Origin of the sequence: Pseudomonas sp. FSL R10-0399 (assembly GCF_009600165.1) — a bacterium.
In the GTDB taxonomy this organism is placed as follows: domain Bacteria; phylum Pseudomonadota; class Gammaproteobacteria; order Pseudomonadales; family Pseudomonadaceae; genus Aquipseudomonas; species Aquipseudomonas helleri.
Window position 1 is genome coordinate 1 of record NZ_WIWK01000066.1, and the last position, 16,613, is coordinate 16,613.

The 16,613-nt window shown below is 59.2% G+C and carries 18 protein-coding genes; 12 read left to right on the top strand and 6 right to left on the bottom strand.

Annotated features, from left to right (window positions below):
• Positions 1-880: rod shape-determining protein MreC (gene mreC, locus GHO41_RS18005; protein WP_371928972.1), on the bottom strand; the 880-nt coding region annotated here is incomplete at its 3' end.
• Between the two features lie 191 nt (positions 881-1,071).
• Positions 1,072-2,109, bottom strand: coding sequence for a rod shape-determining protein MreB (gene mreB / locus GHO41_RS18010; RefSeq protein ID WP_002555108.1), 1,038 nt, complete (start codon positions 2,107-2,109; stop codon positions 1,072-1,074).
• Between the two features lie 210 nt (positions 2,110-2,319).
• Between mreB and gatC the strand changes: the two genes are divergently transcribed.
• The 6 genes from gatC to GHO41_RS18040 all read left to right on the top strand — a co-directional run bounded on the left by gatC (position 2,320) and on the right by GHO41_RS18040 (position 7,486).
• On the top strand, positions 2,320-2,607 hold the full coding sequence (gatC, locus tag GHO41_RS18015) for an Asp-tRNA(Asn)/Glu-tRNA(Gln) amidotransferase subunit GatC (RefSeq protein WP_048368386.1): 288 nt from the start codon (positions 2,320-2,322) through the stop codon (positions 2,605-2,607).
• Positions 2,608-2,622: 15 nt separating this feature from the next.
• A complete protein-coding gene (gene gatA, locus GHO41_RS18020) occupies positions 2,623-4,074 on the top strand; it encodes an Asp-tRNA(Asn)/Glu-tRNA(Gln) amidotransferase subunit GatA (RefSeq protein ID WP_048368387.1) in 1,452 nt (483 codons plus the stop codon).
• A 10-nt stretch (positions 4,075-4,084) separates the two neighbouring features.
• Positions 4,085-5,530: an Asp-tRNA(Asn)/Glu-tRNA(Gln) amidotransferase subunit GatB gene (gatB, locus tag GHO41_RS18025; RefSeq protein ID WP_048368388.1), complete on the top strand. Its 1,446-nt coding sequence runs from the start codon at positions 4,085-4,087 to the stop codon at positions 5,528-5,530.
• Positions 5,531-5,639: 109 nt separating this feature from the next.
• The gene (locus GHO41_RS18030; protein WP_048390533.1) at positions 5,640-6,011 is read left to right on the top strand and encodes a septal ring lytic transglycosylase RlpA family protein; all 372 of its coding nucleotides are present in this window, start codon (positions 5,640-5,642) and stop codon (positions 6,009-6,011) included.
• 51 nt (positions 6,012-6,062) lie between these two features.
• Positions 6,063-7,103 carry a calcium/sodium antiporter gene (locus GHO41_RS18035; RefSeq protein ID WP_048368475.1) on the top strand — a complete coding sequence of 347 codons (1,041 nt, stop codon included), beginning with the start codon at positions 6,063-6,065 and terminating at the stop codon, positions 7,101-7,103.
• 11 nt (positions 7,104-7,114) lie between these two features.
• A complete protein-coding gene (locus GHO41_RS18040; RefSeq protein ID WP_048368390.1) occupies positions 7,115-7,486 on the top strand; it encodes a carboxymuconolactone decarboxylase family protein in 372 nt (123 codons plus the stop codon).
• On the opposite strand, the gene GHO41_RS18045 is transcribed toward GHO41_RS18040, so the two are convergent.
• Both GHO41_RS18045 and GHO41_RS18050 read right to left on the bottom strand, forming a co-directional pair.
• Complete coding sequence (locus GHO41_RS18045) at positions 7,483-8,424, bottom strand: AEC family transporter (RefSeq protein ID WP_048368391.1); 942 nt, start codon at positions 8,422-8,424, stop codon at positions 7,483-7,485. The two genes, GHO41_RS18040 and GHO41_RS18045, sit on opposite strands and share 4 nt — an antisense overlap.
• Before the next feature lie 91 nt (positions 8,425-8,515).
• Entirely contained in the window at positions 8,516-9,073 is a 558-nt protein-coding gene (locus GHO41_RS18050) for a hypoxanthine-guanine phosphoribosyltransferase (RefSeq protein WP_153434278.1), read from the bottom strand.
• A 168-nt stretch (positions 9,074-9,241) separates the two neighbouring features.
• On the opposite strand from GHO41_RS18050, the gene upp reads away from it, so the two are divergent.
• A complete protein-coding gene (gene upp / locus GHO41_RS18055; RefSeq protein ID WP_048368393.1) occupies positions 9,242-9,877 on the top strand; it encodes a uracil phosphoribosyltransferase in 636 nt (211 codons plus the stop codon).
• Positions 9,878-9,881: 4 nt separating this feature from the next.
• On the top strand, positions 9,882-11,156 hold the full coding sequence (locus tag GHO41_RS18060) for a uracil-xanthine permease family protein (protein ID WP_048368394.1): 1,275 nt from the start codon (positions 9,882-9,884) through the stop codon (positions 11,154-11,156).
• Between the two features lie 95 nt (positions 11,157-11,251).
• Here GHO41_RS18060 and hemH read toward each other — a convergent pair whose 3' ends face one another.
• Together hemH and GHO41_RS18070 are read right to left on the bottom strand one after the other, a co-directional pair.
• A complete protein-coding gene (gene hemH / locus GHO41_RS18065; RefSeq protein ID WP_048368395.1) occupies positions 11,252-12,277 on the bottom strand; it encodes a ferrochelatase in 1,026 nt (341 codons plus the stop codon).
• Between the two features lie 13 nt (positions 12,278-12,290).
• The gene (locus GHO41_RS18070; protein ID WP_048368396.1) at positions 12,291-13,193 is read right to left on the bottom strand and encodes a TIGR01777 family oxidoreductase; all 903 of its coding nucleotides are present in this window, start codon (positions 13,191-13,193) and stop codon (positions 12,291-12,293) included.
• A gap of 192 nt (positions 13,194-13,385) precedes the next feature.
• Between GHO41_RS18070 and GHO41_RS18075 the strand changes: the two genes are divergently transcribed.
• The 4 genes from GHO41_RS18075 to GHO41_RS18090 all read left to right on the top strand — a co-directional run bounded on the left by GHO41_RS18075 (position 13,386) and on the right by GHO41_RS18090 (position 16,613).
• On the top strand, positions 13,386-14,372 hold the full coding sequence (locus GHO41_RS18075; RefSeq protein ID WP_048368397.1) for an NAD(P)/FAD-dependent oxidoreductase: 987 nt from the start codon (positions 13,386-13,388) through the stop codon (positions 14,370-14,372).
• Positions 14,369-14,584: a TIGR02450 family Trp-rich protein gene (locus GHO41_RS18080; RefSeq protein WP_048368398.1), complete on the top strand. Its 216-nt coding sequence runs from the start codon at positions 14,369-14,371 to the stop codon at positions 14,582-14,584. Before GHO41_RS18075 ends, GHO41_RS18080 begins: the two co-directional genes overlap by 4 nt.
• Before the next feature lie 122 nt (positions 14,585-14,706).
• The gene (locus tag GHO41_RS18085; RefSeq protein WP_153434279.1) at positions 14,707-15,675 is read left to right on the top strand and encodes a DUF523 and DUF1722 domain-containing protein; all 969 of its coding nucleotides are present in this window, start codon (positions 14,707-14,709) and stop codon (positions 15,673-15,675) included.
• Positions 15,676-15,677: 2 nt separating this feature from the next.
• On the top strand, positions 15,678-16,613 hold the full coding sequence (locus GHO41_RS18090; RefSeq protein ID WP_048368400.1) for a MerR family transcriptional regulator: 936 nt from the start codon (positions 15,678-15,680) through the stop codon (positions 16,611-16,613).

Below are 16,613 nucleotides of genomic sequence, written 5' to 3' on the forward strand. Positions count from 1 at the left end.
CCGTTGGCGCAGGCTTGGGCACAGTCGCCGGCACCACCGGCGGTGCTTCACCCCGCTGCTCGGCCTCTTGGGCTTGAGCGGCGTCATTGGCGCGTTCTTCAGGGGTTCGGCTGTCGCTGAACACCAGCAGCAAATAGCGGCTGCGGTTCAAGGCGGCAGTCGGCACAGCCCGCACAATGGCAAATGGCTGGCCCGAGTCGTGAATGACTTCTTTGACCGTGGCCACCGGGTAACCGGCCGGGAAGCGTTGCCCCAAGCCCGAGCTGACCAGCAGGTCGCCCACTTTGATATCCGCCGTGTCGGCCACGTGACGCAGCTCAAGCCGCTCTGGGTTGCCCGTGCCGCTGGCAATGGCGCGCAGGCCGTTGCGATTCACCTGGACCGGAATGCTGTGGGTGGTGTCGGTGAGCAACAGGACGCGCGAGGTGTTCGGCATCAACTCGACCACCTGCCCCATCAACCCGCGAGCATCAAGCACCGGCTGCCCCAGCACAACGCCGTCGCGCTCACCTTTGTTGATGATAATGCGATGGGTGAACGGGTTCGGGTCCATGCCGATCAGCTCGGCCACTTCAACCTTTTCGTTCACCAGCGCCGATGAGTTCAACAACTCGCGCAGGCGAACGTTCTGCTCGGTCAAGGCTGCCAGCTTTTGCATGCGGCCTTGCAACAGAAGGTTTTCAGTTTTGAGCTTCTCGTTTTCAGCCACCAGTTCGGTGCGACTGCCAAATTGGCTGGCAACCCCCTGAACCAGGCGTTGCGGCAAATCGGTCACCCAGTAGGTTTGCATCAACACCAGCGACATCTGGCTGCGCACCGGCTTGAGCAAGGTGAAACGGGCATCTACCACCATCAGCGCGACCGATAGCACGACCAGCACCAATAAGCGCACGCCCAATGAGGGGCCTTTAGAAAAGAGCGGTTTAATAAGCCGCCCCTCCCGGGCAAGTGTTCAATGTATTCATACGGCGTTAAAGCGGCCTGGATGAAGATTGGCAAAAGATAAACGCCAAAAGGCAGCACTGCAAAGTGCTACCTTTTGGTGATAACCATTGGCCTGCACCGGCGATCTTATTCGCTGGAGAGCAGGTCCATTGTGTGTTTATCCATCATTTCCAGCGCACGGCCACCACCACGGGCAACACAGGTCAGCGGGTCTTCGGCAACGATCACCGGCAGACCTGTCTCCTGAGCCAGCAGCTTGTCGAGGTCACGCAGCAAGGCGCCACCACCGGTCAGTACCAGGCCACGCTCGGCGATGTCCGAAGCCAATTCTGGCGGAGACTGCTCCAGTGCGCTTTTCACGGCCTGAACGATAGTTGCCAGCGACTCTTGCAGAGCCTCGAGCACTTCGTTGGAGTTCAGGGTGAATGCACGTGGAACGCCTTCTGCCAGGTTACGGCCGCGTACGTCGACTTCACGCACTTCACCGCCAGGGTAGGCTGTGCCGATTTCCTGCTTGATGCGCTCAGCCGTCGACTCGCCGATCAGGCTGCCGTAGTTACGACGCACATAAGTGATGATCGCTTCGTCGAAGCGGTCGCCGCCAACCCGTACGGATTCAGCGTAAACCACACCGTTCAGGGAGATCAGCGCGATTTCTGTGGTACCACCACCGATATCGACAACCATCGAACCGCGTGCTTCCTCAACCGGCAAGCCAGCACCGATGGCCGCGGCCATCGGTTCTTCGATCAGGAATACTTCACGGGCACCGGCACCCAGTGCCGATTCACGAATGGCGCGACGCTCTACCTGAGTCGATTTGCACGGTACGCAAATCAAAACCCGAGGGCTAGGCTGCAAAAAGCTGTTTTCATGCACTTTGTTGATGAAGTACTGCAGCATCTTCTCGCAGACGCTGAAGTCGGCAATCACGCCATCCTTCATCGGACGAATGGCAGCAATGTTGCCAGGTGTACGGCCGAGCATGCGCTTGGCCTCGGTGCCGACGGCAACGACACTTTTCTGGTTACCGTGTGTCCGAATAGCCACAACCGATGGCTCATTCAGGACAATACCGCGCTCACGCACGTAAATAAGGGTGTTGGCAGTGCCCAGGTCGATGGAAAGATCGCTGGAAAACATGCCACGCAGTTTCTTGAACATGGGAAAGGGACCCTAGGCAACGCGTGGGTAAAAAAGTGCGGCAAACTCTAACAACGACAGGGATTTTGGGCAAGGCGCCAATATGTTAAATTGACCGCTTTTCCGTGCACCAACCCCCACAATCGCGGCCATATGACCGTAGAAATGCGGTAGTGTTCCGACAATCTAACACACGGACACCATCCGTCCTGTTTTCCACTGGAGAATCCCATGGCGCTTGAACGCTCCGACGTGGAAAAAATCGCACATTTGGCCCGTCTGGGTCTCAATGATGCCGATCTCCCACGCACCACCGAAGCCCTTAATAGCATTCTGGGGCTGATTGATCAGATGCAGGCTGTCGACACCACCGGTATCGAGCCGCTGGCCCACCCACTGGAAGCCAGCCAGCGCCTGCGCGCTGACGTCGTGACTGAAAGCAATCATCGCGAGGCTTACCAGTCCATCGCACCAGCGGTCGAAAACGGCCTCTATCTGGTTCCGAAAGTCATCGAGTAAAGGGAAAGAGCCTGCATGCATCAATTGACTCTGGCCGAGATCGCCCGCGGACTCGCCGATAAAAAGTTTTCTTCTGAAGAGCTGACCAAGACCTTGCTGGCGCGTATCGCCCAGCTCGATCCGCAGCTCAACAGCTTCATCACCCTCACCGAAGACCTCGCCATCGAGCAGGCCAAGGCTGCTGACGCACGTCGCGCCAACGGTGAAAGCGGTGCCCTGCTGGGCGCGCCGATCGCGCACAAAGACCTGTTCTGCACCCTGGGCGTACGCACCAGCTGTGCCTCGAAGATGCTCGACAACTTCAAGGCACCGTACGACGCCACCGTGGTTGCCAAGCTCGCCGAAGCTGGCGCGGTCAGCCTGGGCAAGACCAACATGGACGAGTTCGCGATGGGCTCGGCCAACGAATCGAGCTACTACGGCGCAGTCAAAAACCCGTGGAACCTTGAGCACGTACCTGGCGGTTCATCGGGTGGTTCGGCAGCCGCCGTTGCCGCTCGTCTGTTGCCGGCAGCGACCGGCACCGACACCGGCGGTTCGATCCGCCAGCCCGCTGCGCTGACCAACCTCACCGGCCTCAAACCGACATACGGTCGTGTGTCGCGTTGGGGCATGATCGCTTACGCCTCCAGCCTAGATCAGGGCGGCCCCTTGGCGCGCACCGCAGAAGACTGCGCGATTTTGTTACAAGGCATGGCTGGCTTCGATCCTAAAGACTCCACCAGCATCGACGAACCGGTGCCGGACTTCAGCGCCGACCTCAATACCTCGCTCAAAGGCCTGCGTATTGGCGTGCCTGCCGAGTTCTTCAGCGAAGGCCTCGACCCGCGCATTGCCGAACTGGTGCACAACAGCATCAAAGAGCTCGAAAAGCTCGGCGCAGTGATCAAGACCATCAGCCTGCCCAACATGCAGCACGCGATTCCTGCGTACTACGTGATCGCGCCAGCCGAGGCGTCTTCCAACCTGTCGCGTTTTGACGGCGTGCGTTTCGGCCACCGCTGTGAAGACCCCAAAGACCTGACCGACCTGTACAAGCGTTCGCGCGCCGAAGGCTTCGGCCCGGAAGTCCAGCGCCGGATTCTGGTCGGTGCCTACGCCCTGTCGGCCGGTTACTACGACGCTTACTACCTGCAAGCGCAAAAAATCCGTCGTCTGATCAAAAACGACTTTGTCGCAGCCTTCAACGAAGTCGACGTCATCCTCGGCCCAACCACGCCTAACCCGGCCTGGAAAATCGGCGCTAAAAACAGCGACCCGGTGTCTGCCTATCTGGAAGACGTGTACACCATTACCGCCAACCTCGCGGGCCTGCCGGGCCTGTCGATGCCAGCCGGTTTTGTCGATGGCTTGCCCGTCGGCGTGCAGTTGCTTGCGCCGTACTTCCAGGAAGGCCGCTTGCTCAATGTCGCTCACCAGTATCAGTTGAACACTGACTGGCACACGCGCTCACCTGCCGGCTTCTGAGGAGAAACATATGCAATGGGAAGTTGTGATCGGACTGGAAATTCACTCCCAGCTCGCCACCCAATCGAAGATTTTCTCCGGCAGCGCCACCACGTTCGGCGCTGAGCCGAACACCCAGGCCAGCCTGGTTGATCTGGGCATGCCGGGCGTTTTGCCGGTGCTGAACCAGGAAGCCGTGCGCATGGCCGTCATGTTCGGCATCGCGGTTGACGCCGAAATCGGCCAGCACAACGTGTTCGCACGTAAAAACTACTTCTACCCGGACCTGCCAAAGGGCTACCAGATCAGCCAGATGGAACTGCCGATTGTCGGCAAAGGCCATTTGGACATCACCCTGGAAGACGGCACCGTCAAGCGCGTCGGCATCACCCGTGCGCACCTGGAAGAAGACGCGGGCAAAAGCCTGCACGAAGACTTCAGCGGCTCGACCGGCATTGACCTCAACCGTGCAGGCACCCCGCTGCTGGAAATCGTTTCCGAGCCGGACATGCGCAGCGCCAAAGAGGCCGTTGCCTACGTCAAGGCCATGCACGCACTGGTGCGCTACCTGGGCATCTGCGACGGCAACATGGCTGAAGGTTCGCTGCGTTGCGACTGCAACGTATCCGTACGCCCGGTCGGCCAGGCCGAGTTCGGCACCCGCTGCGAGATCAAGAACGTCAACTCGTTCCGCTTCATCGAGAAGGCGATCAACAGCGAAGTCCAGCGCCAGATCGAACTGATCGAAGACGGCGGCAAAGTCATCCAGCAAACGCGCCTGTATGACCCGAACAAAGACGAAACCCGCGCCATGCGCAGCAAAGAGGAAGCCAACGACTACCGTTACTTCCCGGACCCGGACCTGCTGCCGGTGGTGATCGAAGACTCGTTCATCGAAGACGTGCGCGCCACCCTGCCGGAACTGCCACCGCAAAAGCGCGAGCGCTTCCAGTCGCAGTTCGGCCTGTCGGCTTACGATGCCAGCGTTCTGGCCTCAAGCCGCGAACAGGCAGATTACTTCGAAAAAGTCGTGAGCATCAGCGGCGACGCCAAGCTGGCGGCCAACTGGGTGATGGTTGAGTTGGGCAGCCTGCTCAACAAGCAAGGCCTGGACATCGACCAGTCGCCGGTCAGCGCCGAGTTGCTGGGCGGCATGCTGCTGCGCATCAAGGACAACACCATCTCCGGCAAAATCGCCAAAGTGGTGTTCGAAGCGATGGCCAACGGCGAAGGCACCGCTGACGAAGTCATCGACAAGCAAGGCCTCAAGCAAGTCACCGACAGCGGCGCCATTGAAAAGGTGCTGGATGAAGTGTTGGCGGCCAACGCCGAGCAAGTTGAACAGTACCGTGCGGCTGACGAAGCCAAACGCGGCAAAATGTTTGGCTTCTTCGTCGGGCAGGCCATGAAAGCCTCCAAAGGCAAAGCCAACCCGCAACAAGTCAACGAACTGCTCAAGAGCAAGCTCGAAGGCTAAATCGCACACTCACTGTAGGAGCGAGCTTGCTCGCGATCTTTAAAAGATCAAAAGATCGCGAGACAAGCTCGCTCCTACAGATATGAGTGGGCACACAAAGGACTCCCCCATGAAGCGGCTACTCGGCGCCTGCGCCCTGCTCGGCTTGCTCACCGGCTGCGCCAGCCACGACATAGACCCGAGCGGCTATGACGAAACCGGCGTTGCCTCTTATTACGGCGCTCGGCACCACGGTAAACGCACTGCCAGCGGCGAACCCTTCGACCAAAACGCCCTCACCGCCGCCCATCGCAGCCTGGCCTTCGGCTCACGGGTCGTGGTTACCAACCTCAGCAACAACAAAACGGTGGTGGTGCGCATCAATGACCGGGGCCCGCATACCCGCGGCCGTCTGATTGATCTTTCGCGCCAGGCCGCCCAGCAGTTGGGTATGCTGAGCAGCGGCACGGCCAAGGTGCGGGTTCAGGGTTTAAGTGACTAAACAATGGAGTGAATCACCATTTTGGGGTTAAGCGCGTTATCACCGTGGAACCTGCTGCAACTGCTCTGCGGTCTCGCCATGCTGATTGCTGGCGCCGAACTGCTGGTGCACTGCGCGGTGCGCATGGCCGCCAACCTGAAGGTTCGCCCCCTGCTGATCGGCTTGACCGTGGTCGCCTTCGGCAGCAGCGCCCCGCAAATGACCGTCAGCCTGCAAGCCGCATTAAACGACACACCGGACATTGCCGTCGGCAGCGTCATTGGCAGCAACATCTTCAACGTCCTCGTCACCCTCGGCCTGTCGGCACTGATTATCCCCCTGCGCGTGTCACGCCAACTGGTGCGGCTCGATATCCCCTTGATGATCATCGCCAGCGCGCTGGTATTCGGCCTGGCCCTGAGCAAACAACTGGATCGCCTTGATGGCGCCATTCTGCTGGTCGGTCTGGTGATCTACCTCGGCTTGCTGCTCCGCCAGTCACGCCACAGCGGGCACCATCATGTCAGCCACGACCGACCGCCAACATCGTGGCCGGTCAACGTTCTGATGATGCTTATGGCCTTGGTCTTGCTGGGCGCTGCCGGGCATTTGTTACTGGACGCCGCCGTCGGCGTGGCCACCGAACTGGGGCTGTCCGAGCGCATCATCGGCCTGACCATCATTGCCGTCAGCACCTCACTCCCGGAACTCGCCACCTCTCTGATTGCAGCCTTTCGCGGGCAACGTGAAATTGCCGTCGGCAATGTGATTGGCAGCAACGTCCTCAACCTGCTCGGCGTGCTCGGCCTCACCGCGCTGATCAGCCCCGAACCGCTGTCGGTATCACCCAACGCCCTGGCTTTTGACCTGCCGGTGATGCTCGGCGTCGCCGTGTTGTGCCTGCCGGTGTTCTATACCGGCTACCGCGTCACCCGCGCCGAAGGCTTGCTGTTTTTGGGGCTGTACCTGGCGTATGCGCTGCACGTGGTGTCGTTCACCACCGGCATGCCGCTGGCGGGCAGGCTCGAACACCTGATGCTGTTTTACATCTTGCCGGCGCTGCTGGTGTTTCTGCTGTTCAGTACCCTGCGCGCCTGGCGACGACAACACTGAGGAGTTTTGCGATGGACAACAAAAAGACCGGACTTGAAATGCGCCGCCAGGTGATGGGCGATGAGTTTGTCGACCGTGCACTGGGCAATGCCACCGACTTCACCCAACCGCTGCAAGACTTCGTCAACGAACACGCCTGGGGCGGCGTGTGGAACCGCGAGGGTCTGTCGCTAAAAACCCGCAGCCTGATCACCCTCGCCACCCTCACCGCGCTCAAGTGCCCGCAAGAACTCAAAGGCCACGTACGCGGCGCGCTGAATAACGGCTGCACCGTCGACGAGATCCGCGAAGCGCTGCTGCACTGCGCGGTGTACGCCGGCGTACCGGCGGCCATTGATGCGTTTCGGGCAGCTCAGGAAGTGATCGACGCCTATAAAGGCTAAATCCAGCCGCCCCACTGCAATACAAAGATCCCGATATTGGTCGTGATGGCCGCCATCAAGGTGGTGATCACGATAATCGACGCGGCCAGTTCGTGGTTGCCGTTGGCTGCGCGCGCCATGACGTAGCTGGCGGCTGCCGTCGGGCTGGCGAAGTACAGGAACAACGTCCCAAGCTCCGGCCCGCGAAAGCCCAGAAGCCACGCCCCCAGTGTGGCCACCAGCGGCAGGCTGATCATTTTGACCAGGCTGGCACTCAACGCCAGATTGCCGCTTTTGCGCAAGGACGCCAGCGACAAGGTGCCGCCGATACAAATCAGAGCCAGCGGCAAAGTCATGGACGCCAGGTATTCACCGGAGGCCTGCAACCAGCCTGGCAGAGTGATCTTGAACACTGCAAACGGGATCGCCGCCAGCACGCTGATAATCAGCGGGTTTTTCACCACACTTTTGCAGACGCTCCACGGGTCGGACTTGATCACCGGGCTATACACCGCCAGCACAATCGTCGACAGGGTGTTGTACAACAGGATCACCAACCCGGCGAGCACCGCCCCCAGCGAGATGCCGTAGTCGCCATACATGCTGGCCGCCAGGGCCAGGCCGATCACCGCGTTATTGCCGCGAAATGCGCCTTGGGTATAGATGCCGCGATCTTCACGCGGGCAACGCCAGATCGCCCAGCCCCAGGCCAGGCCAAAACACACCAGTGTCGCCAGGGTGAAATAGCCCAGCACCTTGGGCTGCATGGCGGTTCTGAGGTCGGCGTGGACAATCCCCAAAAACAACAACGCCGGCATGGTGACGTTAAACACCAGTGCCGACGCCGTGTGGATAAAGTTGTCGTTAATCCAGCCCACCCGCTTGAGCACAATGCCCATAAAGAGCATGGCAAACACCGGGGCGGTGATCGAGAGGGTCAGAAAAAAGATAGCCAGCATGCAAACACGCTCGTGTGAGGTCGTTAAAAAGCTAATGCATGTGCCAGAAACTGGCTGAAGCTTCCCCGCAAGGAAGCTTCATCACTCGGGCTTACAGACCTTTAACGGCGTAGATCCCGGCAGCGTTGCGCCAGTAGCCTTTGTAATCCATGCCATAACCGAAAATATAACGGTCAATGCACGGCAGGCCGGCGTAGTCGGCTTTCAGGTTCGGGCTGGCCTTGCGGTCGTGGTCTTTGTCGATCAGCACCGCGGTATGCACCTGACGGGCGCCCGCGTGTTTGCAGAAATCAACGATCGCGCTCAGGGTGTGGCCCTCATCGAGGATGTCATCGATGATCAACACGTGACGGTCCATAAAGGACACTTCTGGCTTGGCTTTCCAGAACAGGTCGCCGCCGCTGGTTTGGTTGCGGTAGCGGGTCGCGTGCAGGTAAGACGATTCAAGCGGGAATTTGAGGTGGGTGAGCAGCTTGCCGGCGAAAATAAGGCCGCCGTTCATCACACAAAAAACCACTGGATTGAATTCAGCCATTTCAGCTGTGATCTGCGCGCCAACGCGGGCAATCGCTGCCTCAACCTCGGCTTCGGTGTACAGGCAGTCAGCCTCTCGCATGACTTGACGGATATGCTCGAGATCAGCAGACATGACGCTCTCCAGGGGGGGTGGTTTGCCAGAAAAGCGGGCAAAGGTACGCACACGCATGGCTCAGATCAAGCATTTATGGACTAACGTGCATTAATGTTTGTAGGACATCACCCCGGATTAGATTAATCTAGGCCGCTTTTTTTGCCTGCCCAACCGGAGCCTTTACTTATGCCCATCCGTGAGATCCGCCATCCGCTGATCCGTCACAAGCTCGGCCTGATGCGCCGTGCAGACATTAGCACGAAGAACTTCCGTGAGCTCGCCCAAGAAGTCGGCGCCTTGCTGACGTACGAAGCCACCAGCGACCTGACCCTCGAAACCTACGAGATTGAAGGCTGGAGCGGCCCTGTCCAAGTTGAAAAAATTGCCGGTAAGAAAATTACCGTCGTGCCTATCCTGCGCGCCGGTATCGGCATGCTGGAAGGCGTACTGACCCTGATTCCAGGTGCCAAAGTCAGCGCTGTCGGCGTTGCCCGTAACGAAGAAACCCTGCAAGCCCACACCTATCTGGAAAAACTGGTTCCAGAAATCGACGAGCGTCTGGCGATGATCATCGACCCGATGCTGGCCACGGGTTCGTCCATGGTTGCCACCATCGACCTGCTGAAAAAAGCCGGCTGCAAAGAGATCCGCGCCATGGTGCTGGTCGCTGCCCCAGAAGGGATTGCCGCCGTTGAAAAGGCTCACCCGGACGTGACCATCTATACCGCGTCCATCGATCACCGTCTGGACGAACACGGCTACATCATTCCGGGCTTGGGCGATGCTGGCGACAAGATCTTCGGCACCAAGCAAAAGGATTAATCACATGCAGGACGAGTTCAACGACCCACTCTGGCGCCAGATCATCTCTGGCGCGCAGATGTTGTTCGTGGCTTTCGGCGCCTTGGTATTGATGCCATTGATTACTGGCCTCGACCCTAACGTAGCGCTGTTCACGGCGGGTCTCGGAACTCTGCTGTTCCAGATTGTGACCCGCCGTCAGGTACCGGTCTTTCTGGCTTCGAGTTTCGCTTTCATTACCCCGATCATTCTCGCCAAGGACCAATTCGGTCTGGCCGCGACCATGGGCGGCGTAATGGCAGCCGGTTTCGTGTACACCTTTCTCGGTTTCGCGGTAAAGCTTAAAGGCACCGGTTTTATTGATCGCCTGCTGCCACCGGTGGTGATTGGCCCGGTGATTATTTCGATCGGTCTGGCGATGGCGCCCATTGCTGCGCACATGGCCATGGGCCGTGCTGAAGACGGCACTGAGCTGATCCATTACCAAACAGCCATGATGATCTCGATGCCAGCGCTGCTGACCACCTTGATCGTGGCCGTGTTCGGCAAAGGCATCTTCCGCTTGGTGCCGATCATTGCCGGTGTGCTGGTGGGTTTTGCGATGGCGTTTTACTTTGGCGTGGTCGACACGGCCAAAATCGCCGCTGCGCCCTGGTTTGCCCTGCCGCATTTCACGGCCCCCGAGTTCAACTGGCAGGCGATTCTGTTTATCGTCCCCGTGGCCCTGGCCCCGGCCATTGAACACATTGGCGGCGTGATTGCCGTGGGCAGCGTGACCGGTCGCGACTACCTGAAAAAGCCGGGCTTGCACCGCACCCTGTTCGGTGACGGTCTTGCGACCACTGCCGCAGGTTTGCTGGGTGGTCCACCGAACACCACCTACGCCGAAGTAACGGGCGCGGTGATGCTGACCAAGAACTACAACCCGAAAATCATGACCTGGGCGGCGATCTTCGCCATCAGCCTGGCCTTTATCGGCAAGTTCGGCGCATTGCTGCAAAGCATTCCGATACCGGTGATGGGCGGGATTTTGTGCCTGTTGTTCGGTTCGATTGCTGCGGTCGGGATGAACACCCTGATTCGCCATCAGGTCGACCTGAGCGAAGCGCGCAATCTGGTGATTGTGTCGGTAACCCTGGTCTTCGGGATTGGCGGCGTGCTGATCGGCACAGGGATGGGCCCTGAAGACTTCGGCCTTAAAGGCATCGCGTTGTGCGCTATCGTAGCGATCGCACTCAACCTGCTTTTGCCGGGCAATGACAGCTGGAAAAACAAGAAAGGTGATGAGCCGATTCTATAAATCGGCCTGATCTCTGTAGGAGCGAGCTTGCCTCGCGATCTTTTGATCGTTTAAAAGATCGCGAGGCAAGCTCGCTCCTACAGTCTTTGCAGCTTTTATAGCGCCAACGGCGCCCTTTCACAGATAGTATTCAACGCCGCCGCCCACTCCGGGTTGTCATTGAGACACGGCACCAGCACCAGCTCCTCGCCCCCCGCCTCAATAAACTGCTCGCGTCCGCGATCGCCAATCTCTTCCAGGGTCTCGATGCAATCGGCAACAAACGCCGGGCACATCACCAGAATTTTCTTCACGCCGTCTTTGGCCAACGCATCCAGACGCGCTTCGGTGTAGGGTTCGATCCACTTGGCCCGGCCTAACCGCGACTGAAAGGCCACCGACCACTTGCCCTCAGGCAAGCCCATGCGCTCGGCAAACGATTGAGCGGTGCGCAAGCATTGCGCCCGGTAGCAGGTCGCCAGCACTTCGGTCGATGCATTCTGGCAGCAATCGGCATTTTTGAAGCAGTGATTGCCGGTCGGGTCCAGCTTGTGCAAATGCCGCTCAGGCAAGCCGTGAAAGCTCAGCAACAAGTGATCGTAGTCTTGTTCCAGATGCGGCCGGGCGCTGGCCACCAAGGCGTCAAGGTATTCAGCCTGATCGTAAAACGGCTGCACAATCGAGAACTGCATCGACAGCTTTTTGGCCTTGACCACTCGCTTGGCTTCTTCAATCACCGTGGTCACGGTGCTGTCCGCGAACTGTGGATACAGTGGCGCTAGCGTCACCTGCTTGACGCCTTGCGCAGCCAGACGCGTGAGCACGGTTTCAATCGACGGCTCGCCATAGCGCATGGCCAGCTCGACCGGGCCTTTGGTCCATTCACGGGTCATCGCCTGCTGCAAGCGGCGGCTCAACACCACCAGCGGTGAGCCTTCGTCCCACCAGATCGAGGCGTAGGCATGCGCCGACTGCTCGGGCCGCTTGATCAAAATCAAGGACACCAACAGTCGACGCACAGGCCACGGCAAGTCGATGACGTAAGGGTCCATCAAAAACTGGTTCAAGTAGCTGCGTACATCCGCTACCGAAGTAGACGCCGGCGAACCCAGGTTAACCAGCAACAGCGCGTGGTCGGTCATGCAACATCCTATTTCAGAGGCGGGCGGAAAGATCGTCTAGCGCCGCACGCAAATCGGTGAACTGAAAAGTGAAACCGGCAGCCAGCAAGCGGGCGGGCATTGCCCGCTGGCCACCCAACAATAACGTTGCCATCTCGCCCAACCCCACCTGCAAAACAAACGCCGGTGCTGGCATGAACGCCGGGCGGTGCAACACGCTGCCCAAGGTTTTGGCGAACTCAGCGTTGCGTACCGGGTGCGGGGCGCAGGCATTATAAGGACCCGAAGCGGCATTCTCATGCACAAGAAAATCAATCAGGGCAATTTGGTCTTTGATGTGAATCCACGACATCCATTGCCGACCGTTGCCCACCGGGCCGCCCAAGCCCATCTTGAACGGCAGCACCAGGCGCGACAAAAAGCCGCCTTCAGCCGCCAACACCAACCCCGTGCGCACCAGCACCACACGAATGCCCAAGGCTTGGGCACGCTGAGCGGTTTCTTCCCAGGCAATGCACAAGTGGGACGCGAAATCGTCGTTGACCGGCGGCGATTCTTCGGTCAGTTCACGCTCACCGCCGTCGCCATACCAGCCAACGGCCGACCCGGAGATCAGCACCGAAGGTTTGTGTTCGAGGCTTTCGAGCCAGACTAAAAGCGTTTCGGTGAGCGTGACCCGGCTGCTCCACAACTGCGCCTTGCGCTTGCGTGTCCAGCGGCCGCCGGCAATCGGCGCCCCGGCCAGATTGACCACGACGTCTACTGGCTCGTGGCTTAACTCAACCAGGTGCTCGATGCCCCGAACGCCCGCCCCGCACAGTTCTTGCACGCGTTCAGGCTGGCGGCTCCACACACTCAGGCGATGACCTTGCGCCAGCCAGTGACGACACAGTTGGCGGCCTATCAAGCCTGTACCGCCGGTCAGCAATATGTGCATGGGGTGAACCTCCCGAGGAGTTTTATGCAGAGCACTGGTCTATTTTTAAAAGAAGGCTCATGAATGGGCCATTGGCCTTATAAAGAATAGGTCAGTCTGACTCGGCAGGCGCACTAAAACCTATACCAAAAAATAAATTTGTACAGGTATTATAGAAAACGAAGTCTGTGCAAACAGGGGAACGAGACCAATATGACTGTACCCATTGCGATCATCGGAGCCGGCATTGCCGGACTCTCAGCCGCCAACGCGCTGCACAAGGCCGGTTACGCGGTTCATCTTTTTGATAAAAGTCGAGGCAGCGGCGGGCGCATGTCGAGCAAGCGCAGCGATGCCGGCTCGCTGGATCTGGGTGCACAGTATTTCACTGCCCGTGACCGTCGATTTGTCGATGAAGTCCAGCAGTGGCAAGCCCATGGCTGGGCCGCAGAATGGTCACCGCATTTGTACAACCACAAAAACGGCCAACTGACGCCCTCGCCCGACGAGCAAACCCGCTGGGTCGGTGCACCGCGCATGAGCGCCATTACTCGCGGGATGCTCGGGCGCCTGACGGTGAACTTTTCGTGCCGGATTACCGATTTGATCCACGGCGAAAAACACTGGCACTTGCTCGACTCGGACGAATGCACCCATGGCCCCTTTAGCCATGTGATTGTTGCCACCCCTGCCCCGCAGGCAATCGCCCTGCTGGCCGCAGCGCCTAAACTGGCCACCACTGTGGCCGGGGTCAAAATGGACCCTACCTGGGCCGTCGCTCTGGCTTTCGAGACACCGCTCGACACCCCGATGGAGGGCTGCTTTGTACAAGACAGCCCGCTCGACTGGCTGGCCCGTAACCGCAGCAAGCCCGGCCGCGAAGACACCCCGGACACCTGGGTTTTGCACGCGACCAGCGCCTGGAGCAAACAGAACCTCGACCTGCCCAAAGAGGCCGTGATCGAACACTTGCACGGCGCCTTTGCCGAGCTGATCCACTGCACCATGCCGGCGCCGGTCTTCACCCTGGCCCACCGCTGGCTCTACGCCCGGCCGTCATCTGCCCATGAGTGGGGCGCCCTGGCCGATGCTGACCTGGGACTCTATGCCTGCGGCGACTGGTGCTTGTCTGGACGGGTCGAGGGGGCCTGGCTCAGCGGCCAGGAAGCCGCCCGCCGACTGATCGAGCACTTGTCGTGAATCGCATTAATCCGCGCAAACTGCTGCTGTCCAAATGGACGGCAGCCCAGCCCAAACACCGCGAAAAACACTTTCTGGTCACCCAATTGTTCTGCGACGAAGAAGGCACCGTGCTGGAAGTCGAGCTTCAGGCCGTGCTCACCCAGCGCAACCAGCGCCTGCCATGGCAACACTTGCAAGCGGCTGATGAGTGGAAGCTGGGCTGGCTGTAACTGACCCGCCTGAACCTCAAATACCTGTACAAGATATTTGACTTGTACAAGCCTGCGCTTATGATGAAACCAAGTTGTACATCGTTTAAAAGATGTACAAGTATTTCTTGGAGGTTCGTCACATGGTCAGCACTGCTTCTTGCCAGCACAAACCAAAAATTGCCATCAGTGCCTGCTTGCTGGGCGCAGAGGTTCGCTTCAATGGTGGGCACAAGGAATCGCGGCTGTGCAGTCAGACCCTGAGCGAACATTTTGAATTTGTACCGCTATGCCCCGAGGTTGCCATTGGCCTGGGCACTCCCCGCCAGGCCATACGGCTGGTCGGCGACCCGGCGCAGCCACAGGCTGTCGGCAGTGTCGATAACCAACTGAACGTTACCCGGCCGTTACACGATTACGGCGTCGAAATGGCCGCGGCGCATACCGACATCTGTGGCTACATCTTTATGCAAAAGTCGCCATCGTGCGGGCTTGAGCGGGTCAAGGTGTACCAGGACGGCGGGCGCCCTGCCGAATTGAGCGGCCGTGGCATTTATGCCCAGGCGTTTTGCGCGGCGCACCCGGATTTGCCCGTGGAAGAAGACGGTCGCCTGAATGATCCGGTGCTGCGTGAAAACTTCCTGACCCGGGTGTACGCCTACAGCGACTGGCAAGCCTTGCTCAAGCAAGGCATCACGCGCCGCTCGCTCACCGAATACCACGCCCGTTACAAATATCAGCTCATGGCCAACAGCCCGGTGCAATACAAGGCGCTGGGTAACCTGCTGGGCAACCTCGGCAAGCAAGACCCGCGAGACATCGCCCCGCACTATTTCAGCGAATTGATGAAAGCGCTGAAAAAGTGCGCCACCCGGCGCACGCACACCAACGTGCTGCAACACCTGAGCGGCTACCTCAAGCGCTCCATCAGCCCTGAAGACAAGCAGGAAATGCAGCAACTGATCAGCCAGTACCTCAAGGGCATTGTGCCGCTGGTGGTGCCACTGACCCTGCTCAAGCATCACTTCCGTCAGCACCCGGACCTTTACATCTCGCGGCAGGTCTACCTGCAACCGCACCCTGAAAACCTCAGCCTGCGTAATGCTATCTGACAATGAACGATGACCTGATCATGTCCAACACACCCGACTCGGACTACAGCAAAGCCCTGGCTGAAGGCTGGATACCGATCCGCGAAGTCGCCCGCATGACCGGTGTCAACGCCGTCACGCTGCGTGCCTGGGAGCGCCGGTACGGCCTGATCGTGCCCTTTCGTACTGCCAAAGGGCACCGTCTGTTCTCCACCGACCATGTGCTGCGTATTCGGCGCATTCTGACCTGGCTCAACCGCGGGGTTTCGGTCAGCCAGATCAAACCGCTGCTCGATTCTGCCCCCTCTTACCATGAGCCTGCCGACAATGATTGGCACGCATGGCGCCAAGCGCTGACCCTGGCGATCCGCGAACTGGCGGAACGCCGCCTTGATGACAACTTCAATCAGGTCATGTCGCTGTACCCGGCCCAACCCTTGTGCGAGCACCTGTTGATGCCGCTGATCAGCGAGCTGGAACAACACTGGCACGGCCAATTTGGCGCGCAACTGGAACGCGTATTTTTTGAGTCCTGGCTGCGCAGCAAACTGGGCGCGCGGATTTACCACAACAACCGCTCCCTCAGCGGCCCGCCAGTGCTGCTGATCAACCAGTCAGACAGGCCATTCGAGCCCCATCTATGGCTTACCGCCCTGATGGTCAGCAGCAGCCATTGCCCGGTTGAAGTGTTTGACGCCCAGATACCCGGCAGTGAGCTGGCGGTGGCGGTCGAGCGGCTCAACGCCCGCGCGGTGGTGCTGTATTCGAGCAAACCGTTGAACCTGCAACACCTGCCAAAACTGTTAAGTGCGATCACTTGCCCGGTGTTGATTGCCGGGCCCTCGGTGTCCATCCACAACGACGAATTAGCGGTATCCAGCGCTGAAAGCGCGGGTTTGTCTTTGGCAAAGGACCCCATCGAAGCCCATCAACGCCTGAGCCAACTTCGCCTCTTTTAG